The 20,337-nt window shown below is 71.9% G+C and carries 20 protein-coding genes; 13 read left to right on the forward strand and 7 right to left on the reverse strand.

Features of this window, described 5'->3' with window-relative positions:
• The first annotated feature begins 8 nt into the window (after positions 1 to 8).
• Positions 9 to 1,124: a cobalt-precorrin-5B (C(1))-methyltransferase gene (locus OHA61_RS11805; protein WP_406303036.1), complete on the forward strand. Its 1,116-nt coding sequence runs from the start codon at positions 9 to 11 to the stop codon at positions 1,122 to 1,124.
• Between the two features lie 80 nt (positions 1,125 to 1,204).
• Here the strand turns inward: OHA61_RS11805 and OHA61_RS11810 are convergent, their stop codons facing one another.
• The 4 genes from OHA61_RS11810 to OHA61_RS11825 all read right to left on the reverse strand — a co-directional run bounded on the left by OHA61_RS11810 (position 1,205) and on the right by OHA61_RS11825 (position 5,130).
• The gene (locus OHA61_RS11810) at positions 1,205 to 1,900 is read right to left on the reverse strand and encodes a transglycosylase SLT domain-containing protein (protein WP_406303037.1); all 696 of its coding nucleotides are present in this window, start codon (positions 1,898 to 1,900) and stop codon (positions 1,205 to 1,207) included.
• Positions 1,901 to 2,180: 280 nt separating this feature from the next.
• Entirely contained in the window at positions 2,181 to 2,960 is a 780-nt protein-coding gene (cobM, locus tag OHA61_RS11815) for a precorrin-4 C(11)-methyltransferase (RefSeq protein WP_406303038.1), read from the reverse strand.
• Positions 2,957 to 4,198, reverse strand: coding sequence for a precorrin-6y C5,15-methyltransferase (decarboxylating) subunit CbiE (gene cbiE / locus OHA61_RS11820; RefSeq protein ID WP_406303039.1), 1,242 nt, complete (start codon positions 4,196 to 4,198; stop codon positions 2,957 to 2,959). The genes cobM and cbiE overlap by 4 nt, the downstream gene beginning before the upstream one ends.
• Before the next feature lie 41 nt (positions 4,199 to 4,239).
• Positions 4,240 to 5,130: a DUF2867 domain-containing protein gene (locus OHA61_RS11825; RefSeq protein WP_406303040.1), complete on the reverse strand. Its 891-nt coding sequence runs from the start codon at positions 5,128 to 5,130 to the stop codon at positions 4,240 to 4,242.
• Positions 5,131 to 5,181: 51 nt separating this feature from the next.
• Here OHA61_RS11825 and OHA61_RS11830 point away from each other — a divergent pair, with 51 nt between their 5' ends.
• The gene (locus OHA61_RS11830) at positions 5,182 to 5,751 is read left to right on the forward strand and encodes a TetR/AcrR family transcriptional regulator (RefSeq protein ID WP_406303041.1); all 570 of its coding nucleotides are present in this window, start codon (positions 5,182 to 5,184) and stop codon (positions 5,749 to 5,751) included.
• A 220-nt stretch (positions 5,752 to 5,971) separates the two neighbouring features.
• Here the strand turns inward: OHA61_RS11830 and OHA61_RS11835 are convergent, their stop codons facing one another.
• Positions 5,972 to 7,012, reverse strand: a complete 1,041-nt coding sequence (locus OHA61_RS11835) for a Ku protein (protein ID WP_406303042.1) — start codon at positions 7,010 to 7,012, stop codon at positions 5,972 to 5,974.
• Positions 7,013 to 7,061: 49 nt separating this feature from the next.
• Here OHA61_RS11835 and ligD point away from each other — a divergent pair, with 49 nt between their 5' ends.
• From ligD to OHA61_RS11850, 3 genes are all read left to right on the forward strand, one after another.
• Entirely contained in the window at positions 7,062 to 7,937 is an 876-nt protein-coding gene (ligD, locus tag OHA61_RS11840) for a non-homologous end-joining DNA ligase (protein WP_406303043.1), read from the forward strand.
• Complete coding sequence (locus tag OHA61_RS11845) at positions 7,934 to 8,839, forward strand: RNA ligase family protein (RefSeq protein ID WP_406303044.1); 906 nt, start codon at positions 7,934 to 7,936, stop codon at positions 8,837 to 8,839. Before ligD ends, OHA61_RS11845 begins: the two co-directional genes overlap by 4 nt.
• 64 nt (positions 8,840 to 8,903) lie before the next feature.
• Complete coding sequence (locus OHA61_RS11850) at positions 8,904 to 9,335, forward strand: nuclear transport factor 2 family protein (RefSeq protein ID WP_406303045.1); 432 nt, start codon at positions 8,904 to 8,906, stop codon at positions 9,333 to 9,335.
• Positions 9,336 to 9,344: 9 nt separating this feature from the next.
• On the opposite strand, the gene OHA61_RS11855 is transcribed toward OHA61_RS11850, so the two are convergent.
• On the reverse strand, positions 9,345 to 10,151 hold the full coding sequence (locus OHA61_RS11855) for a nuclease-related domain-containing protein (RefSeq protein ID WP_406303046.1): 807 nt from the start codon (positions 10,149 to 10,151) through the stop codon (positions 9,345 to 9,347).
• A 114-nt stretch (positions 10,152 to 10,265) separates the two neighbouring features.
• Between OHA61_RS11855 and OHA61_RS11860 the strand changes: the two genes are divergently transcribed.
• The 8 genes from OHA61_RS11860 to OHA61_RS11895 all read left to right on the forward strand — a co-directional run bounded on the left by OHA61_RS11860 (position 10,266) and on the right by OHA61_RS11895 (position 19,204).
• Positions 10,266 to 12,359, forward strand: a complete 2,094-nt coding sequence (locus tag OHA61_RS11860) for a PBS lyase (RefSeq protein WP_406303047.1) — start codon at positions 10,266 to 10,268, stop codon at positions 12,357 to 12,359.
• Positions 12,356 to 12,661, forward strand: coding sequence for a zinc-ribbon domain-containing protein (locus tag OHA61_RS11865; protein ID WP_406303048.1), 306 nt, complete (start codon positions 12,356 to 12,358; stop codon positions 12,659 to 12,661). Before OHA61_RS11860 ends, OHA61_RS11865 begins: the two co-directional genes overlap by 4 nt.
• A gap of 92 nt (positions 12,662 to 12,753) precedes the next feature.
• Positions 12,754 to 13,461 (forward strand): hypothetical protein, encoded by a 708-nt coding sequence (locus OHA61_RS11870; RefSeq protein WP_406303049.1) that lies wholly within the window; start codon positions 12,754 to 12,756, stop codon positions 13,459 to 13,461.
• Entirely contained in the window at positions 13,458 to 14,762 is a 1,305-nt protein-coding gene (locus OHA61_RS11875; RefSeq protein ID WP_406303050.1) for an ATP-binding protein, read from the forward strand. The genes OHA61_RS11870 and OHA61_RS11875 overlap by 4 nt, the downstream gene beginning before the upstream one ends.
• Before the next feature lie 63 nt (positions 14,763 to 14,825).
• Positions 14,826 to 16,238, forward strand: coding sequence for an FtsW/RodA/SpoVE family cell cycle protein (locus OHA61_RS11880; RefSeq protein ID WP_406303051.1), 1,413 nt, complete (start codon positions 14,826 to 14,828; stop codon positions 16,236 to 16,238).
• A complete protein-coding gene (locus OHA61_RS11885; protein ID WP_406303052.1) occupies positions 16,235 to 17,692 on the forward strand; it encodes a penicillin-binding transpeptidase domain-containing protein in 1,458 nt (485 codons plus the stop codon). Before OHA61_RS11880 ends, OHA61_RS11885 begins: the two co-directional genes overlap by 4 nt.
• A 4-nt stretch (positions 17,693 to 17,696) precedes the next feature.
• Entirely contained in the window at positions 17,697 to 18,746 is a 1,050-nt protein-coding gene (locus OHA61_RS11890; protein WP_406303053.1) for an amidase, read from the forward strand.
• Positions 18,743 to 19,204 (forward strand): DUF3291 domain-containing protein, encoded by a 462-nt coding sequence (locus OHA61_RS11895; RefSeq protein WP_406303054.1) that lies wholly within the window; start codon positions 18,743 to 18,745, stop codon positions 19,202 to 19,204. The genes OHA61_RS11890 and OHA61_RS11895 overlap by 4 nt, the downstream gene beginning before the upstream one ends.
• Here OHA61_RS11895 and OHA61_RS11900 read toward each other — a convergent pair.
• Positions 19,201 to 20,310: a ferritin-like domain-containing protein gene (locus OHA61_RS11900; RefSeq protein WP_406303055.1), complete on the reverse strand. Its 1,110-nt coding sequence runs from the start codon at positions 20,308 to 20,310 to the stop codon at positions 19,201 to 19,203. The genes OHA61_RS11895 and OHA61_RS11900 overlap by 4 nt on opposite strands.
• Between the last annotated feature and the right edge of the window lie 27 nt (positions 20,311 to 20,337).

Raw genomic sequence — 20,337 nt, forward strand, 5'->3', positions numbered from 1 at the left:
GTCCGTTCATGGATGAGGCGAAGGGCGGGCGCAGCGCCCAACTGAAGCACACCGGGCTGCGGCACGGCTGGACCACCGGCGCGTGTGCGACCGCGGCCACCACTGCCGCGTACACGGCGCTGCTGACCGGCGACTTTCCCGATCCTGTGACGATCACGCTGCCCAAGGGGCAGACGCCGTCCTTCGCCCTCGCGGCGGAGTCGCTGGCGGACGGGCGGGCCATGGCGGGCATCGTCAAGGACGCGGGCGACGACCCGGACGTCACACACGGCGCGCTGATCCGCGCGACGGTACGGGTGCTGCCGCGCGGTTCCGGGGTCGTCTTCGCGGCCGGGCCGGGCGTCGGGACGGTCACCCGGCCCGGGCTGCCGCTCGACGTCGGCGAGCCGGCGATCAACCCCGTGCCGCGGCAGATGATGCGCGAGCATGTCGCGCTCGTCGCCGGACGGTACGGCGGGACCGGCGACGTCGAGATCACGGTCTCCGTCGACCACGGCGAGGAGATCGCCCGCTCGACCTGGAACCCCCGGCTCGGGATTCTCGGCGGTCTGTCCATCCTCGGAACGACCGGCATCGTCGTGCCGTACTCCTGCTCGGCGTGGATCGACTCGATCCGGCGCGGGGTGGACGTGGCCCGGGCTGCGGGGCGCACGCATGTCGCGGGCTGCACGGGGTCGACGTCCGAGAAGACGGTCGTCGCGGAGTACGGCCTGCCGGAGGACGCGCTGCTGGACATGGGGGACTTCGCGGGCGCGGTGCTCAAGTACGTGCGGAGGCACCCGGTCGACCGGCTGACCATCTGCGGCGGATTCGCCAAGCTGTCGAAGCTGGCGGCGGGCCATCTGGACCTGCACTCGGCGCGCTCACAGGTCGACAAGGGCTTCTTGGCGGACCTGGCCCGGGCGGGCGGCGCGGACGAGTCCCTCGCGGCAGCCGTCTCCACGGCGAACACGGGCCTTGCGGCACTCCAGTTGTGCACGGCGGCGGGCGTCCCGCTGGGCGACCTGGTGGCGGTGGCGGCGCGGGACGAGGCGTGGGGCGTGTTGCGGGGGGCGCCGGTCGTGGTGGACGTGATCTGCATCGACCGCGCGGGGGTGGTGGTCGGCCGCAGCGGCCCGCGCTAGCGGGGCCCTGCGGGGCGCTTTCCGGACGGGCTGAAATTGCGCCCCGTCCGGAGGGCTGCGTTGAAGGTCAGTAGGACCTCTTAGTACGAGTGGTGGGCCTGCCAGTACGACCATGCCTGGCAGGGGCTGCCGTACTTCTCGTTCATGTAGTTGAGGCCCCACTTGATCTGCGTGGCCGGGTTGGTCCGCCAGTCGGCGCCCACACTCGACATCTTGGAGCCCGGGTATGCCTGGACGAGACCGTAGGCACCGGAAGGGTTGACCGCCTGATAGTTCCAGGTGGACTCGTGGTCCACGATGTTGCTGAAGCACTGGAACTGGCCCGCGCCCACGATTTGACGCGCCATCGCCTGGATCTGCGCGACGGTGTAAGAGCTCTGGGCCGGGAAGCTGGAGGCGTCGCGTGTGGCGGAGCGGCTGGCCGTCTCCTGGGCCGTCTTGCGCTCCTTGGCTTCCTCTTCGGCCTTCTGTGCGGCCTTCTGCTTGGCCAACGCGTCCGCGGCGGCCTGCCTACGGGCCGTCTCCTCGGCGACCTTCTTGGCGCTCGCGCCGGCGGCGATGGCCTGTGCGTCGGCCTGCTGCGTCAAGGACGCCTTCTGCACCTGAGCCTGCTGACCCCCCGGGATGTCAGCGAGAAGCGTCATGTTGCTTGCCGTCGCCTCGGCATCGCCTCCGGGCTGGCCGGTGTTGCTGGAGACGACACCGGTAACGGCGCCTACAGCGGTGACCGCCGTGGCCGAAGCCGCTGCGAATCCCCGGACCGAAATCCGGCTCACGCCGACCTCCCAGCTGCGGGGTCACAGGCGACACAGGCCACGACAGCGGCGCCGAGACGGCCGGCGGTCCGACCGGCCGAACGGTGCAAGTACATGAGTTCCCCTCCCCATGAAGTCATCGCATCCTATACACACGGGGTCGGCGCATCGGGACTCGGCACAGCGGCCCCAACCACCCGGGACAGCAGGGTAGTTGAGGGCTGCTGGTGTCAGTGCCCGCGCGGCCGGTGAGGCAACCCTGTGGCCCTGCCCCGCCAGGGGGCTGGGGAGAACCCCGCCTTCACGCCACCGGCGCACCCGGCACCGGCGCGCACGGCTCGTGCCTCTCCCGGTCACGCGAGTACAAATGGCTGTCGCGGAACTGCGACGCCCCCAGCGTCCGGCCCACCATGATCACCGCCGTCCGCAGGACCCCCGCCGACTTCACCTGGTCCGCGATGTCCGCGAGCGTGCCGCGCAGGATCACTTCGTCGGGGCGGCTCGCCATCGCGACCACCGCCGCCGGGCAGTCGGAGCCGTAGTGCGGCTCCAGCTCATCGACCACGCGGTCCACGTACCGCGCGGCCAGGTGCAGCACGATCAGCGCGCCGCTGCGGCCGAGCGTCGCCAGGTCCTCGCCCTCGGGCATGGCCGTCGCGCGGTTGGCGATCCGGGTGAGGATGACCGTTTGGCCGACGGTCGGGACCGTCAGCTCCCGCTTCAGCGCGGCCGCGGCCGCGGCGAAGGCCGGAACGCCCGGCACAACCTCGTACGGCACCCCCGCCGCGTCCAGGCGGCGCATCTGTTCGGCGACTGCGCTGAAGACGGACGGGTCGCCGGAGTGCAGCCGGGCCACGTCGAGACCCGCCTCGTGGGAGCGGATCAACTCGGCCGTGATCTCGTCCAGGTTGAGCTGGGCCGTGTCCACCAGGCGTGCGTCCGGCGGGCATTCGGCGAGCAGTTCGCGCGGGACGAGGCTGCCCGCGTACAGGCAGACCTGGCAGGAGGCGAGCGTACGGGCGCCGCGCACCGTGATCAGGTCGGCGGCGCCGGGGCCGGCGCCGATGAAGTACACGGTCATCGTTGATCTCCTGATTTGGTGACGGACCACTGGGTGACCGGCATCGCCTGCCGCCAGCCGGTGAAGCCGCCCACGGGAACGGCGTGCGCCACCGCGAGGCGTACCAGCTCGCCGCCGTGGCGGCGATACCGGTCGGCGAGCAGCGCCTCGGACTCCAGGGTGACCGTGTTGGCGACGAGGCGCCCGCCCGCGGGCAGCACCTCCCAGCAGGCTTCGAGCAGCCCGGGCACGGTCAGCCCGCCGCCCACGAACACGGCGTCCGGCGTGGGGAGTTGGGCGAGCGCCTCGGGCGCGGCGCCGGTGACGACGCGCAGCCCGGGCACGCCGAGCCGCTCGGCGTTGAGGGCGATGCGGGCGGCGCGTACCGCGTCGCGTTCGACGGTGACGGCCCGGCACGAGCGGTGCGTACGCATCCACTCGACCGCGATGGAGCCGGAGCCGCCGCCGATGTCCCACAGCAGCTCGCCGGGCGCGGGGGCGAGCGCGCCGAGGGTCGCGGCGCGCACATGGCGTTTGGTGAGCTGGCCGTCGTGTTCGTACGCGGCGTCCGGCAGCCCGGGCACGGCGCCGAGGCGCAGACTGCCGGGCGCGCGGCGGCAGTCGACGGCGATGACGTTCAGCGGGTCGCCGGGCGGGCGGTCCCACGTCTCCGCCGTGCCCTCGGTCTGCTCTTCACGCTCCCCGCCGAGCTGTTCGAGGACCCGCATCCGGCTCGGCCCGAAGCCCCGCTCGCGCAGGAAGGCCGCGACCTCGCCCGGCGTCGCGGCCCCGGCGCTGAGGACGAGCAGCCGCCGCCCGTCGTACAGGCCCGCGCCCAGCTGCGCGGTGGGCCTGCCGACGAGCGTGACGACCTCGGTGTCCTCCAGCGGCCAGCCGAGGCGGGCGCAGGCGTACGACACGGACGAGGGGTGCGGCAGGACGTGCGGGACACCGGGGCCGAGCGCTTCGGTCAGCGCCCGGCCGATGCCGTAGAACATGGGGTCGCCGCTCGCGAGCACCGCGACGCGGCGCCCGGCGTGGGCCGCGAGCAGCCCGGGCACGGCGGGCCGCAGAGGCGACGGCCAGGCCACCCGTTCGCCCGCACAGGCGGGTGGCAGGAGTTCCAGTTGCCGCGGTCCGCCGATGACGGCCTCGGCGTCCAGCAGGGCGCGCTGCGAGGCGCCGGGGAGTCCGTCCCAGCCGTCGGCTCCGATCCCGACGACGGTGACGGCCGGTGCGGTGGGGGAAGCGGGACTCACGGACGGACACCTCGGGTACGGGGAGAGCTCGAAGCCGCACTCTACTGGGCGGGCGTTCGCGCACGTAGCGGGGCCGGAGGGGCCGCGAAGGCCAGGCGGCGGTGGGCGCGGCGGAGCATCCTGCGGGCGATGGGCGGGTGGAGGCGGCGGATCACCGCGAAGTAGAGCCTGCCGCGCCAGTTGTGGGTCTTGACGACGGTGGTGAGCGTGACCTTGTCGTCAGCTATGAGGACCGAGGCGCGGAAGTCGAGGTGGCCGGCGTCCTCACCGAGCAGCAGCTCGTTCGGGGCGCTCGCCGTGACCTCGAACGGGAGGACATCGCGCCAGGCGTGCGGGGCGCGGGGCATGCCCGGGTCCAGGGCGATCGCGCACGCGTCCGCGAAGTCCGGGACGGGAAAGGCCTGATGGGCCAGTGCGGCCCCGGCCGGAACGGCAGTCGCCTTCGGCCGGTCCCGGACGAGGCTGTGCAGGAAACGGGCCCGGCGGGACCAGCGGTGGGGCCGGGTCAGGGTGCCGGGCGTGGCGGCGCGCTCGATGTTGTCGAGGAGCTCTTCGATCATGGTGTCGTGCAGGGGGCGGATCACCAGGGTCCACAGCAGCCGGGACTTGAGGTCCTGTCGCTGTTCGAGGACATGGCGGACCCGGCAGCTGCCGGGGTCCACGGGCTCTGTCGTGAGGGCGTGGAAGCCGTTGGAGGGCGGGGTGAAGTCGAAGCGGATGCTGCGGCCGGGGTCGTACGCGCCGACCGAGTAGCGGACGAAGCCGTGACCGCCGTCGGCGCCGACGCCCAGGGGGCGATCGAAACGGATGGGCGGCCAGACGGGGCTGGGGCTGAGCGGGTCGTCCGTGGACGAGATGCGGTCGAGCAGGGCGCCGACCACCTCCGCCGGGGCTGCGACCTGTCGTTCGTGAACGTTCCGCACTGTGCGCATCACGCACCTCCATACGGTGGCGTATGTTTCGCCATACGGTAGCGTATGGACATGGCGCAGGCACGCAGGAGACTCACGGCACACGACTGGGCCGACGCGGCGCTCGCCGCCATCGGGGAGCGCGGGCTCGCCGCCGTCGCCGTGGAGCCGCTCGCCGCGCGGCTCGGCACGACCAAGGGCAGCTTCTACTGGCACTTCACCAACCGGGACGCGCTGATCGCAGCCGCGCTGGGGCGGTGGGAGGAGATCCACACCGAGCAGATCATCACCGAGATGGAGACCGAGCCGGACCCGGAGCGGCGGCTGCGCAGGCTCCTGACGAAGGCGATCGCGACGGCGGCCGAGGATCCCCTGGAGGTGTCACTGCTCGCCACGGCGGATCATCCGCAGGTGGCGGCCGCGATCGAACGGGTGACGAAGCGTCGTGTGGGTTACGTGGCGCACCTCTTCGAGGAGTTGGGCTTCGAGCCACAGGAGTCGCGGCGGCGGGGGCTGCTCGCGTACGCGAGCTATCTGGGCCATACGCAGCTGAGCCACGCGGTGCCGCAGGCGCTGCCGGCCGGGGTGGAGCGGGACGTGTACCTGGAGTCGGTGATGGACACGCTGCTCCGACGCGGGTAGCCGCTGCACGGGGCCTTTCCCCACCCCGCCCCTTCCCGAACTGGAGGCAAGCCCCCAGACCCCCGTACGCGCTTCGCGCGTGTCCTCAAGCGCCGGACGGGCTGAATGTGCGGCCCTGCCGCACATTTCAGCCTCGCCGGCGTTTGAGGCGCGGGGTCTGGGGCGGAGCCCCAGTTCGGGAAGGGGTGGGGTGGGGAACAAGCCCGCCGCAGGCGCGCCTTCAGGCCGAGGCGTGCTTCCTCGGGGTCGTCTTCTTCGGCGTGGACTTCTTCGCCGCCGCCGTCTTCTTCGTCGCCGCCGTGGACTTCGTCGCCGCCGCCGACTTCGTCGACTTCGCGCCCGTCGCCTTCTTCGCGGCCGTCTTCTTCGCGCCCGCCGTCGTCGACTTCTTCGCACCCGCCGCCGCCTTGGGCGCGCTCGCCGCCCGCTTGCGCCCCTTGATCGGCGTGACCTCGGCGACCTCCCCGCCGGCTTCGCCGCCCGCCCCGCGCGCCTCCTGCGCCGCCCGCACGCTGCTCTCGAGCGCCGCCATCAGGTCGATGACCTGGCCGCCACCCTCCGCCGGGGCCGCCTCGGGGAGCACCCCGCCCTCGACCTTCGCGGTGATCAGCTGTTCCATCGCCGCCCGGTAGTCGTCGTGCAGGGACGACAGCTCGACCTCGCCGAGGGTGTTCATCAGCGCGTCGGCCAGGTCGAGTTCGGCCTCCCGGACGCTCACGTCGGTCTCCGGAGCCACGCCCTCCGGCGTGCGGATCTCGTCCGGCCAGAGCAGCCCGTGCATGGCGATCACATCGTCGACGACCCGCAGCATGCCCAGCCGCTCACGCCCGCGCAGGGCGAACTTGGCGAGAGCGACCTTCTGGCTGCGCTTGAGCGCCTCCCGCAGCAGCGTGTACGGCTTGGTGGCGGGGACGCCGTTCGCCGACAGGTAGTACGCCGCGTCCATCTGGAGCGGATCGATCGCCGACGCGGGCACGAACGCGACGATCTCGATCGTCTTCGCCGTGGGCAGCGGGAGCACCGCCAGGTCCTCGTCCGTGATCGGGATGAGCGATCCGTCCGCGTCCTCGTATCCCTTGCCGATCTCCGAGGGCGGCACTTCCTTCTCCTCCAGCTCGCAGACCTTGCGGTAGCGGATCCGGCCGCCGTCGGCGGTGTGGATCTGGCGGAAGGAGATGGAGTGGTTCTCGGTGGCGTTCATCAGCTTGACCGGGATGCTGACCAGACCGAAGGAGATCGCACCGTTCCATATGGATCGCACGTTTGATCCCTTTCATCCGAAATTTCGGGATTCGTGGGATTCTCATCGTATGACGCCGATCACGGAGGTGGAGGGGCGGCGCCTCGCGCTCACCAACCTGGAGAAGGTCCTCCACCCGGCCACCGGGACCACCAAGGGCGAGATCCTGCACTACTACGCCACCACGGCCGGTGCGATCCTGGCCCATCTGCACAACCGGCCGCTGTCCTTCCTCCGGTATCCCGACGGCCCGGACGGCCAGCTGTTCTTCACCAAGAATCCGCCGCCCGGTACGCCGTCCTGGGTTCGGACGGTCGCGGTGCCGCGCTCCGAGGACAAGCACGCGCACCAGGTCGTCGTCGACGATCTGGCGTCGCTGATCTGGGCGGCGAACCTGGTGGTGGAGTTCCACACGCCCCAGTGGCAGGCGGGCGAGCCGGGGATCGCCGACCGCATGGTCTTCGACCTGGACCCGGGCGCCCCGGCGACGATCGTCGAGTGCTGCGCCGTCGCGCTCTGGCTGCGGGAGCGGCTGGCGGCGGACGGCCTGCTCGCGTACGCCAAGACCTCGGGCTCCAAGGGGCTGCATGTCCTCGTACCGCTGGAGCCGACCCCCTCCGAGAAGGTCTCGGCGTACGCGAAGAGCCTGGCCGTCGAGGGCGAGGCCGAGCTGCCGGGACTGATCCTGCACCGGATGACGCGCTCCCTGCGGCCCGGCAAGGTCTTCGTGGACCACAGCCAGAACTCCGCCAAGAAGACCACCGCCACCCCCTACACGCTGCGCGCCCGCGCCGAGCCGACCGTGTCCGCCCCCGTCACCTGGGAGGAGGTCGAGGCGCACGAGAACCTCGTCTTCCGGATCGGCGACATCGGGCCACGGCTGGAGCGGTACGGGGATCTGCTCGGCCCGCTCATCAATCTCAACCGCGCCAGGCCCCTGCCATGAGCGTGCCGCGCCCGCCGCTTAAGGTCGCGCTCGCCGAGTCGGTGAGCGTGCTGCCGCGCGGGCCGGGCCTCGCGTACGAGCCGAAGTTCGACGGCCACCGGATGGTGATCTTCCGGGTCGGCGGCACGGTGCTGCTGCAGGCACGGTCGGGGCGGATCGTCACGGCCGCGTTCCCCGATCTCGCGGACGCGGCACAGCAGTTGCCGGAGGGCACAGTGCTGGACGGCGAGGTGGTGGTGTGGAAGGACGGCCGCACCGACTTCGCCTCCGTACAGAAGCGCGCCGCCGCCACACCGGGGCGGGCTCCCGTCCTCGCGCGCCGGCTGCCCGCCTCGTACGCCGCCTTCGATCTGCTGGCCGAGGGCGGCGAGGACCTGCGGCTGTCGGCGTACGAGAAGAGGCGCGCGCGACTTCTCGCGCTGCTCGGCCCGCTCGGGCCGCCGCTCCAGCCCGTACCGATGACGCTGGACGCCGACGAGGCGGCGACCTGGTTCGAGACGCTGCCCGAGATCGGCGTCGAGGGTCTGGTGGTCAAGCGGCTGGACCAGACGTACAAGAGCGGCACGCGCGCGTGGCGCAAGCTTCGGCACACCTCCGCGCGCGATGCGGCGGTCGTCGGCTTCACCGGGCCGCGGACGCGGCCCGCCGCGCTGGTCCTCGTACTGCCGGACGACGACACCCCCGTCGTCTCCACCCCGCTGACCCCGGCGCTGCGGGCACGTGCCGCGGCCGCGCTCACCTCGCTGACCAGTACGAACACCGGCACCGCGACTGCGCTCGGCGTGGGCGAGGTCGAGTACCGGAGGGTCGAGAGCGGCCTGACGGCGGAGGTGGAGCAGGGCACGACGCGGCACACGGTCACCACCGTGCTGCGACTGCGACTGCCCGAGGATCATGATTAATCAAGTTTGACTAGCACGGAGGCAGGGGATACCTCCCTCACGTAGTCAAGTTTGAGGAGACAGTGTGACCCTTCTGCCCGATACCGGATACACCCCCACCGCCGAAGAGCTCGCGAGCATCCAGGACTGGTTCGCGGCCTACGACGCGCACAGCGCCAAGCGCGAGGTCGAGCGCATGGCGGACCTCGCCGTCTTCCCGCTCAACCTGGTCAGCGACGACTCGGCGGGCAACGGCGCCTCGGCCCAGTGGGACCGGCGGCAGTTCGTCGAGACGATGAGCCAGGTGATGGGCGACGGCAGCGACGACATCGCCTTCGAGTCGACGCGTACCCCCGTCTTCCTCTCCCCCGCCGTGGCCGTCGTCTTCACCGACTCGACGATGACCATGGACGGCCGCACGCAGCAGCTGCGCTACGCCGACGTGCTGATCAGGCGGGACGGACAGTGGGCGTTCCAGACCATGCTGCAGAGCGGCTGGGGCGACAACCTCCGCTGATAACCCCATCTAAGCGCGCAGCCAGGTGCGGCGGTCCCGTGCCGTCGCGTACAGCGCTTCGATGTCCGCCGGCTTGAGGACGCCGCCGAGCCTGGCCAGGGCGGGCACTTCGTCGTCGCGGATGATCCGGATGTCGGGCGGCACGGGCAGTACGTCGAGCCGCGCCGCCCCGACCACGGCGAGCACCGGGCGCACCGCCGCCGCCAGCGCGAGGGTGGCGCGCTCGGCCCGGCGGCGGGTCAGCCGCAGCAGCGGCGCCGGCCCGCCGCGTCCGGCCCGCACCATCGGGTCGGCGATCCGCACCTTGAGCCGGCGGGCCGCCAGGGTGTGCACGGCCAGCAGTCCGCCCGGGCCTACGGCCAGATGGTCGATGCGGTCGGCGCCCGGCAGCGGCACCGAGTGCAGGATCCGCCAGCCCGCGCCCTCCAGCCGGTCGAGCGCTTCGCCGAGCAGCTGCTGGGCGGCGAGCTGGACGCGGCGCGGGTCCTGACGGAAGCGGCGGTCGGCGCCCTCGGGCAGCGAGTCGAGCTCCACCAGGAGCCCTTCGCCGGGCCGGTTGGGGGCCAGGTCGTCGTCCGGGTGGAGGGACAGCCGGGCGAGGTCGGCGGAGGTGGGAACGGGCGGCGGTCCGATGCTCACGTCGCCGGTCAGATAAGGGGCGAGGGCTGACAGCACATCGGCGCGGTGGCGCTCGGAGACCAGACTGACCCGGCCGCTGTCCCTGTCGTACCAGGCGACGTTGCGGCCGTCCGGGAGGCTGACGTACAACCGGTCCCGGCCCTGCCTGTGTGCGGGTGTCACGCGAAGCCTCGTCATGCCACCACCCCTCGACCATGGGAACAGCACAGGGGCCTTCGGGGCAATATCCACGCGATGCCGAGCGGTGGTGCACACTCTCCCCAAGCGCAAGGTTCTTGGGAGGGGGCAAGCGTGTTCGGGGGGATCCACGAGGTCGACTGGGCAGCACTGGGGCACGCCTACGGTCCGGCGGACGATGTTCCGCAGATGCTGTACGCACTGGCCTCGGCGGACCCGGACGACCGCGAGACGGCGCTCGACGGCATGTACGGAGCGGTGCACCACCAGGGTGATGTGTACGACTCGACGCTCGCCTGCATTCCCTTCCTCCTCGAACTCGTGGCGAATCCGGCGGTCCAGGACCGCGGCGGCATCGTCGAGTTGCTGACCAGCATCGGCGGCATCGACCTGGACGACGACGAACTGGACCCGGAGGACGAGGAGTTCGAGTACGCCGCCAACTACGCGATGGCCGCATCCGCCGTGACCGCCGGCGCGGACGTCTTCCTGGCGCTGCTCGACGCCGAGGACCGCGGGCTGCGGCTCGCCGCCCCGCTCGCCCTCGCGACCCTGCACAGCGATCCCGGGCTGGTGCTCGCCCTGCTGCGGGAGCGGCTCGCCGCGGAGCCCGACGAGGAGGTGCGCCTCGCCTGCGTCGAGGCCGGGGGCCGGATAGCACTGCGGCACCGGAGGCTCGCCCCCGAAGTCGTGGAGTGGCTACTGGGGCTGACCCGGGTGCCGTCGGGCCCGGGGCTGCGGCTGGCCGCGCTCGCGCAGCTCGCCCGCTGCGCGCCGGACACTCTGCCCGCCGATGTGGTGCCGGGGGTGACGGGGCTGCTGCGTGAGCTGCGCGCCGGGCCGGTGACCTCCTCCCCCCTCGGGGAGCCCGCTTCCGAACGGCCGCCCGCGCCGACCCTGCCGGGGCGGCTGCGCGAGGCGCACGAGGCGGACACGGTGGGCCGTGGCACGCCCTGGACAGCGGACCTGCTGCGGACGCTGCACTCCGGTCTGGGCGATCGCGTGGACGACCGGATCGCCCTGCTCGTCGACCAGTTGTGCAGCCCCGACTGGGGACAGCGGATCGATGCCGTACGGATGAGCAGCGGGCTGCTGGGGACCTGGCGCGGTGCCTACGGTGAGCTGGTCGGCCTGATCGGTGAGCAGCTCGCCGACCCGGAGAAACGTCTCGCCGACGCGGCCGCCGACACCCTCGGGGAGCTGTTCTGCCTGGCCGCGCCCGCCGCCGACGCGCTGGCCGACCGGGTGGCCGCCGACCCCGAGGCCTGGGTGCGTCACTGGGAGGGCGGGCCACCCTCGCTCGGCAGCGCGCTCTCGGCGCTGGCGCGGGCGGGCGACCGGCGGGCCGTGCCGGTGCTGGCGCGGACGCTGGACCTTCCCGAGCCTCCGCACGACGTGGGCCATGCGCTGGACCATCTGGGCGCGGCGGCGGCGCCGCTGGCACCGGCGCTGCGGCGCAGGCTCGGCGAGATCGAGCTGGACGAGCGGCTCTTCGACCGGGCCGGGCCGCTGTTGTACGGGCTGACGGCGCTGCGGGCCGCCGAGGCGGTGCCCGAGGTGCTGCGGGTGCTGCGGGGCGCGCCCGATGACCGCAGGGAGTGGGTCGCCGAGTCGGCGCTGCGGGCGCTGACCGCCTTCGGCCCCGCCGCGGCGGACGCGATACCGGACCTGCGGGCGCTGCTGCGCTCGGTCGGCGTCGGCTCCGGCTTCTCGGCGTCGCTCGCGGCGAGGACGGCGGGCGCGCTGTGGGCGGTCGAGGGTGATGCCGGGGCCGTACTGCCCGTGCTGTGTGCCGCGCTGTCCGAGGCGGACTCCGGCGGACGGCGTTCGGCGGCAACGGCGCTCGGCGCGCTGGGCCCGGCGGGCGAGAAGGCCGCGCCCGCGCTGCGTGAACTGCTGGGGGCGGCCGAGCCGTGGACCCGGGTGGACGCGGCGATCGCGCTGTGGCGGGTGACGGGCGATCCCGGGCGGGCATGGCCTGTGCTGCTCACGTCCTGGGAGCAACTGCCCGCCACCCGGACCGCGATCGCCCAGTGCCTGACCGAAATGTCGGCCGAGGGGGCAGAGCGCATTCTGCGCGAGGAGCTCCATTCCGTACGACGCCACAATGCGATCGACGGCGGCGTGGGCAGTCATGACATCTTTACCGACGAGAAGCTGCTGGCCCTGTGCCGGCGGGCGTTGACGAGGGAGAGACCAAGAGCATGATCATCTTTGGCAGCAGGGGCTACCTCTACCAGCTGGCGATACTCACGCTGGTGTGCGGGCACTGCGGCAATCCGTCCGCGCACACGCTGAGGAAGTACGTCACCAAGTTCACGCTGTTCTTCATCCCGCTGTTCCCGTTCTCGACGAAGTTCTCGACGCAGTGCACCTTCTGCGGCATGGAGCAGCGCATCACCAAGGAGCAGGCGGAGCAGCTTCAGGCGCAGGCCGCGGGCGCTGCGCCGCAGGCGCAGGGGTACGGGCAGCCCCAGCAGCAGCCCGGTCAGCAGCCGTACCAGCACTGACGGGCCCGTGGGAAGGCCGGCCGGGCGCCGGCTCCCTCGGTAAAGCATCATCTGTAGAGCCGTACCTCGGGCCACGCCCGGCAAGGAGAATCTTGAGCCCGAGCTCGAACCGCCTGTTGTACGCCGTGCTGCTCACGGTGTCCGCAGCCGTACTCCTCGCCGGCTGCGGCGACGAGGGACGGATGAAGAGCGCGGGCGCGACCCCCACGGCGGTCGGCCCCGTACGGCTGTGGCCCGATCTGCCACCCGTCACCGCGCCGCCCAACGACTACGGCGAGACGGACACCGAGCGCGTCCCCGGTATCAAGGTGCCGGGCGACGACGTCCGCAGACTCGACGCCGTCGCGGTGGTTCGGGCCGAGGCCAGGGCCCACCCCGATCAGGTCACCGGCGTCGACGGCCTCTACGAGGAAACCGTCCGTCAGCTCGGCGCCTGCGAGGAGAAGCCGAAGTCCTGCCCGGTGCTCGCGCCGTACTACCGCGATCTGACCGGCGACGGCCACGAGGAACTGATCGTCGGCATCAAGATGCCCGAGCAGCAGACGGCGTTGCGTGTCTACATGCCCGACAAGGGCCGCCTGACACGCGTCATGTCCACCTCCGACCAGATCGTCAGCGTGGATCTGGCGGGCCGGGACCTGATCATGCGGTCCGTCTCGGCGGGCATCCCCGGATACGAGTACCGCACCGCCTGGTCCTGGGACGAGCCGCAGCACGCCATGCTGCCCACCCGTGACGAGATCGTCCGCGTCAAGTCCTCCCGCTCCCACGCGCCCGAGCGCCCGGCGGCCCGGCGGTGAATCGGCCCCGGCTCCCCCGCTGGACCGCGACCCTCACCTGGAAGGCCGCGGTCTTCATCACCGTGATGTGCTGCGCGCTGGCCGCGATGCTCGGCGCGCTGGTGCACGCATCGATGACCCGGCAGACGGTGGACCAGGCCCGGGAGAAGGCGCTGGCCCGGCTGGTCGAGGTCACGCGGGCATACGAGTCGGGTGAGCCCGTGCCCCGGTTCGGGGGCGTGGACCCGCCGGGGCTGCCGCACTCGCTGCGCGCTCTCGCCGTCGGCGGGAAGCGCGGCACGATGGTCGAGAGCTACCGGGGCCGCCCCATCATGTGGGCGGCCGGCCCGGCCGACGGGCGGGCGCTCGCCGTCCGCGTCGACTACACCACCAGCGCGAACACGATCACCGGCCTGGACCGGGCGATCGTCGGCTCCTCGGTGCTCGCCATCGGGGCGACGCTGCTGGTGGGCGCGTTCGCCGTCACCAGGATCACGCGCCGGCTCCATCTGACGGCGCAGGTCGCGAGGAAGATCAGCGCGGGCGACCTGGACGCGCGCGTCAACGACCCGCGCACCAAGGACCCTTCGCGCCCCCAGGACGAGGTCGCGACGGTCTCCGGCGCGCTGGACACCATGGCCTCGTCCCTGCAGGGCAAGCTGCTGAGCGAGCAGCGGTTCACGGCGGACGTGGCGCACGAGTTGCGTACGCCGCTGACCGGACTGACCGCCGCGGCCGAGCTGTTGCCCGAGGGCCGTCCGGCCGAGCTGGTGCGGGACCGGGTGCGGGCGATGCGCTCGCTGACCGAGGATCTGCTGGAGATCTCCCGTCTCGACGCGGGCAGCGAGACGGTGGACCTGGACGTGCACGAGCTCGCGTACCTGGCCGAGCGGGTGGTGCGGGCCTCGGCCACGGACACGGAGATACGCGTCCTGCGCGACGCGACCGTGGAGACCGACAAGCGCCGGCTGGAACGGGTGCTCGGCAATCTGGTCGCCAATGCCCACAGGCACGGGAAGCCGCCGGTGGTGCTGACCGTGGACGGCACTGTCGTGACGGTCGCCGACCATGGCACGGGCTTTCCGCAATACCTCCTCGACCACGGGCCGCAGCGCTTCCGTACGGACGGCGGCAGCAAGGGCCACGGGCTCGGACTGACCATCGCGGCCGGCCAGTCGGCGGTGATCGGTGCCGAGCTGCGCTTCTGGAACGCACCCGGGGGCGGCGCGGTGGCCCGGCTGACGCTGCCGGAGTACGCAGGGCTCCTGGACGGCATGGACGACGGGGCCGACAACACGGCCGAGCACGGCCGGACGGGCTGACTTCGGCCCGTCCGGTACCCGGGCAACCGGGTCCGGGGCCGAGCCGCGGCTACGTTGCGAGGCATGACCGCAACGACGACGAGGCCGGCGGACGCTCCCCCGCCCGACCTGCGCCTCCCCAAGCGGCGGGGCGTCGAACTCTCGCTCCTCGTCTGCGCCGTCCTCATCTCCGTCTACGGCTACATCGACGTGGGTCTGACGAAGAACAACGCCGTCCCGCCCGACGCCGCGCGCTACGGAGCGGGCCTCGGCGTCCTGGCCCTGCTCGCCCATCTCGCCGTACGCCTGCGCGCCCCCTACGCCGATCCGCTGCTACTGCCCATCGCGGTCCTGCTCAACGGCATCGGCCTGGTGTTCATCTACCGTCTCGACCTGGACACTCCCGGCGAGGTGGCAGCGCCCGCCCAGCTGATCTGGTCCACCGTCGGCGTCGGCCTGTTCATCGCCGCCGTCGTCCTGCTGCGCGACCACCGGGTGCTGCAGCGGTACGCCTATCTCTCGGTCGCCGCGGCCCTGGTCCTGATGATCGCGCCGATCCTCTTCCCCGCCGTGAACGGCGCCAAGATCTGGATCCGGATCGGCGGACTGTCCTTCCAGCCGGGCGAGTTCGCCAAGATCCTCCTCGCCGTCTTCTTCGCCGCGTATCTCGCCGCCAACCGCAACGCCCTGGCCTACACCGGCCGCCGGATCTGGCGGCTCCAGCTCCCCACCGGCCGGGTGCTCGGCCCGATCGTCGCGATCTGGCTGCTCAGCGTCGTCGTCCTGGTCCTCGAACGGGACCTCGGCACCTCGCTGCTCTTCTTCGGACTCTTTGTGATCATGCTGTACGTGGCGACGGGACGGACCGGCTGGATCGCCGTGGGCCTGCTGCTCGCCGGGGCGGGCGCGTTCGCCGTCGGCTCGCTCGAACCGCACGTCAACAGCCGGGTCACGGACTGGCTCGACCCCTTCGCCTCCATCCAGGCCGGCCAGGGCCCCGGCCAGCTCGCCCAGTCGCTCTTCGCCTTCGCCGCGGGCGGGATGCTCGGCGAGGGCCTCGGACTCGGGCACTCCGTCCTCATCGGCTTCGCCGCCAAGTCGGACTTCATCCTCGCCACCGCGGGCGAGGAGCTCGGCCTGGTCGGCCTGACCGCGATCTTCCTGCTGTACGGGCTTCTGGTGGCGCGCGGCTACCGCGCCGGGCTCGCCCTGCGCGACCCCTTCGGCCGGCTGCTCGCCGTCGGCCTAGCCTCGATCATCGCCCTCCAGGTCTTCGTGATCGCGGGCGGCGTGATGGGCCTGATCCCGCTCACCGGTATGGCGATGCCCTTTCTGGCGCAGGGCGGTTCGTCCGTGGTCACCAACTGGATCATCGTGGCGCTGCTCATCACCGTCAGCGACTCGGCCCGCGCGCCGCACCCCGAGGCGCCCGAGCCGGGCGCACTCGCCCCGCTCCCGGACCGGGAACCGGCCCTGGACCTGGAGGACGAACGGTGATCCGCTACATCCGGCGGGCCGCCGTCCTGTGTCTGCTGCTCCTGGGCGCGCTGCTCGTCAACGCCGCCCGGGTGCAGATCCTCGACGCCACCTCGCTCGACAAGAACCCGGCCAACCGGCGTGTGGCGATCGCCCGTTACGACGATCCGCGCGGGAACATCCTGGTCGGCGGCCGGGCCGTCACCGGCTCCCGGGACTCCGGCCAGCAGCTGCGCTTCGAGCGCACCTACACCGAAGGCCCGCTGTACGCACCCGTGACGGGCTACTCCTCGCAGACCTACGGCACCAGCCTGCTGGAGAGCGCCGAGGACGGCATCCTCTCGGGCTCCGCCCCGATGCTCGCGCCGCTGCCCTTCTGGAACGACATCAGCCGTGGCGAGTCGCCCGGCGGCACGGTCGTCACGACCATCAGGCCCTCCATGCAGCGGGCCGCGTTCGAGGGCCTGGCCGGGCGGCGGGGCGCGGTCGCCGCGATCGAGCCGTCGACCGGGAAGATCCTGGCGCTGGTCAGCAGCCCCTCGTACGACCCCGGAGAGCTCTCCGGCACCGGGCCCCCGGTCAAGTCCGCGTGGGCCAGGCTCAATGCGTCGGGCCATCAGCCGATGCTCAACCGGGCCATCCGGCAGACCTATCCGCCCGGTTCCGCCTTCAAGATCGTGACGGCGGCGGCAGCGCTGGACTCGGGCGTGGTCGGCGATGTCGACGAGCCGAGCGGCGCACCCGATCCGTATGTCCTGCCCGGGACCCGCACCACGCTCCCCAACGCGGCCGACGGCTGCGGCGATGCCTCCCTCGCGTATGCCATCCAGTGGTCCTGCAACACCGTGATGGCGCATATCGGGGTCCAGGTCGGGCTGGCCGGAATGCTGGACACGGCGGACAGGTTCGGCTTCAACGACCCGTCGCTGAGGATTCCCTCGGGCGTCGCGACGTCCAATTTCGACCGCCGGATGAGCGTCGACCAGGTGGCGCTCTCCTCGATCGGGCAGTTCGACACCACGGCGACTCCGCTCCAGATGGCGATGGTCTCGGCGGCGGTCGCCAACGGCGGGGATCTCAAACGCCCTTATCTCGTGGACCGGGTGACCCGCTCGAACGGCCACACGCTCGCGCAGAACACCCCGGTCTCGTACCACCAGGCGATGAGCCCGGCGACCGCCCAGCAGCTCCAGGAGCTGATGATCAGGGCGGTCGAGGAGGGCACCGGCGAGAACGCCGCGATCGAGGGGGCGAGGGTGGGCGGCAAGACGGGCACGGCACAGCACGGACTCGACAACTCCGCCACGCCGTACGCCTGGTTCATCTCCTGGGCCCAGGCGCGGGACGCGATCCGCCCGGCGGTCGCGGTGGCGGTGGTGGTCGAGGACGCGTCCGAAGTACGCGGCGAGATCAGCGGCGGGGGCAGCGCGGCGCCGATCGCCCGGGCGGTGATGGAGGCAGCGCTGAGAGACTGACCGGATGGTGGTGGAACAGGCGCTGGAGCGGATCGGGCGGCTCGATCCCGGGCTGAGCGCGTTCGTCGAGGTCTGGCCCGAGCGGGCGCTCGCTCAGCGTGCGGATCGCCGACTCCCCCTGTCCGGTGTGCCGTTCGCGGTGAAGGGACCTTCCGGAATCCGCTCGTACGCGGCCCGGCGGCTGATCGCGGCGGGCGCTGTCCCGGTCGGCTCGACGTCGGTGCCGGGCGCCGGTACGTACTGGCAGACATGGGGTCTCGGCGCCCACGGCCGCACACGCAACCCGTGGCGCGCGGACCGTACGCCGGGCGGTTCGTCGGCGGGCTCGGCGGTGGCCGTCGCCGCGGGAATGGTGCCGCTGGCCACGGGCAGCGACGGGGCGGGCTCGGTACGGATCCCGGCGGCGTGGTGCGGGGTGTTCGGCCTGAAGACGACGAACGGGCTGCTGCCGTCGCCGGACCGGACGGGCCTGGCGTCGGCGGGTGTGCTGACCCGCTCGGCGGCGGACGCGCGGGCCTATCTGAGGTGCGTCCTGGACGGCTACGCGACGGTCCGGGCGCCCCTGCCGCTCCGTGCGCGCTGGTCACCGGACCTGGGGTATGCCGAGACCGACCCGGAGGTGGAGTCGGTCGCCCGGTCGGCGGTGGACCGGCTGGCGTCGGCAGGTGTCGTACGCGTCGACAGGCGGCCCTTCCCCCTGCTCGACCCGAAGGACGCCTGGCAGTCGACCCGGCGCGGGGAGCCCGCGGCCGCCGCGGACGTGCGGGCGGAGAACGACCGCCGCCTCGCCGGACTCTTCGCGGACAGCGACCTGCTCCTCACCCCGGCGACCCCGAACCGCCCGCACGGCCACGACGGCCCGGGCGAGCTCTACTCCACGGCCCTGACCTGGGCCTTCAACCTGAGCGGCCATCCGGCGGCCAGCATCCCGGCAGGATTCACGAGCGACGGCTGCCCGGTCGGCCTGCAACTGGTGACGGCCCCGGGCACGGACATCTCGCTCCTCGAAATGGCGGTGGCGGCGGAGAGACACACGATTAGGGTGCGCCCATGACCAACCAACCGAAGCCCTACGAACTCGCCCAGGTGAACATAGCCCGACTCAAATTCCCATTGGACTCCACGGAGCTGAAGGACTTCGTCGACGGCCTCGACCCGGTGAACGCCGTCGCGGACGCGGCGGACGGCTTCGTCTGGAGGCTGAAGAGCGAGAGCGGCAACGCGACGGACGTCCCGGTCTTCGGGGACGAGTGGCTCATCGTGAACATGTCCGTGTGGCGGGACACCCACGCGCTCACCGCGTTCATGTACCAAGGTCAGCACCGGGAGCTGCTGAGCCGCCGCCACGAGTGGTTCGAGCGGGTGCAGGAGGCGATGACCACCCTGTGGTGGGTGGACTCGGGCCACCGCCCGACGGTCGCGGAGGCGGAGAAGCGCCTCCTCCACCTTCGCGAACACGGCCCCACACCTGAGGCGTTCACACTGCGGCAGAGCTTCCCGCCGCCGGCCTAGGCTCCCTGCCCGCCCTGCGCGATCGCCTCCTCGACCTCCGAGACCCGGGCCTGCTCCTCCGCGGCGAAGCGTTCGCGGTCGAGCTGTTCGGCGATCTCCTCGTCCTCGGACATCAGGAGGTCGAGGTTGGCGTCACCCAGCTCGAAGACGCCCATGTCCAGATAAGCCTGCTGCAGCCGCTCGCCCCACAGCCCGATGTCCTTGACGCACGGAACGATCCGGCTGAACAGCAGCTTGCGGAAGAGCTGCAGGTATTCCGACTGCTCGGAGAGCTCGGCCGCCTCCTGCTTGGGGATGCCGAAGTTCTCCAGCACCTCCACCCCGCTGAGCCGGTCGCGCATCAGGTAGCAGCCCTCGATGACGAACTCCTCGCGCTCGCGCAGCTCCGCGTCACTGAGCTCCTTGTAGTAGTCGCGCAGTGCCATGCGCCCGAAGGCGACATGGCGGGCCTCGTCCTGCATGACGTACGCGAGGATCTGCTTGGGCAGCGGCTTGTCGGTGGTGTCCCGCAGCAGGCCGAACGCCGCCAGGGCGAGGCCTTCGATGAGGACCTGCATGCCCAGATACGGCATGTCCCAGCGGGAGTCGCGCAGGGTGTCGCCGAGCAGTCCCTGGAGGTTGTCGTTGACCGGGTAGAGCATCCCGATCTTCTCGTGCAGGAACCGGCCGTAGATCTCGGCGTGCCGGGCCTCGTCCATGGTCTGGGTGGCGGAGTAGAACTTCGCGTCCAGATCGGGGACCGACTCGACGATCCGCGCGGCGCACACCATCGCACCCTGCTCGCCGTGCAGAAACTGGCTGAACTGCCAGGACGTGTAGTGCTTGCGCAGCTCACCCTTGTCCTTCTCGGTCATCTTCGCCCAGTAGCGGGAGCCGTAGAGGGTGAGGGCCTCGTCGGGGGTGCCGAGCGCATCGCAGGGATCGACCTCCAGGTCCCAGTCGATGCGCTTGGCGCCGTCCCACTGCTTGTCCTTGCCCTTCTGGTAGAGGGCGAGGAGCCGGTCGCGGCCGTCGTCGTACTCCCAGCTGAAACGGGCGGCGCCGGAAGCAGGGACCTGCCACTGGAGGGTTTCGGGGGCGTGTGTGTAGCGGTCGTACGTCGACACCGGCGACTCCTTCGCCTCATATCCCGT

This window comes from Streptomyces sp. NBC_00885 (assembly GCF_045207475.1).
In the GTDB taxonomy this organism is placed as follows: domain Bacteria; phylum Actinomycetota; class Actinomycetes; order Streptomycetales; family Streptomycetaceae; genus Streptomyces.

Coding starts and splice junctions, on each gene's coding strand:
- cobM (WP_406303038.1), bottom strand. CDS start 2,960: ATGACCGTGTACTTCATCGGCGCCGGCCCCGGCGCCGCCGACCTGATC.
- OHA61_RS11895 (WP_406303054.1), top strand. CDS start 18,743: ATGACCAACCAACCGAAGCCCTACGAACTCGCCCAGGTGAACATAGCC.
- ligD (WP_406303043.1), top strand. CDS start 7,062: ATGACGCCGATCACGGAGGTGGAGGGGCGGCGCCTCGCGCTCACCAAC.
- OHA61_RS11830 (WP_406303041.1), top strand. CDS start 5,182: ATGGCGCAGGCACGCAGGAGACTCACGGCACACGACTGGGCCGACGCG.
- OHA61_RS11880 (WP_406303051.1), top strand. CDS start 14,826: ATGACCGCAACGACGACGAGGCCGGCGGACGCTCCCCCGCCCGACCTG.
- OHA61_RS11855 (WP_406303046.1), bottom strand. CDS start 10,151: ATGACGAGGCTTCGCGTGACACCCGCACACAGGCAGGGCCGGGACCGG.
- OHA61_RS11865 (WP_406303048.1), top strand. CDS start 12,356: ATGATCATCTTTGGCAGCAGGGGCTACCTCTACCAGCTGGCGATACTC.
- OHA61_RS11825 (WP_406303040.1), bottom strand. CDS start 5,130: ATGCGCACAGTGCGGAACGTTCACGAACGACAGGTCGCAGCCCCGGCG.
- OHA61_RS11845 (WP_406303044.1), top strand. CDS start 7,934: ATGAGCGTGCCGCGCCCGCCGCTTAAGGTCGCGCTCGCCGAGTCGGTG.
- OHA61_RS11890 (WP_406303053.1), top strand. CDS start 17,697: ATGGTGGTGGAACAGGCGCTGGAGCGGATCGGGCGGCTCGATCCCGGG.
- OHA61_RS11805 (WP_406303036.1), top strand. CDS start 9: ATGGATGAGGCGAAGGGCGGGCGCAGCGCCCAACTGAAGCACACCGGG.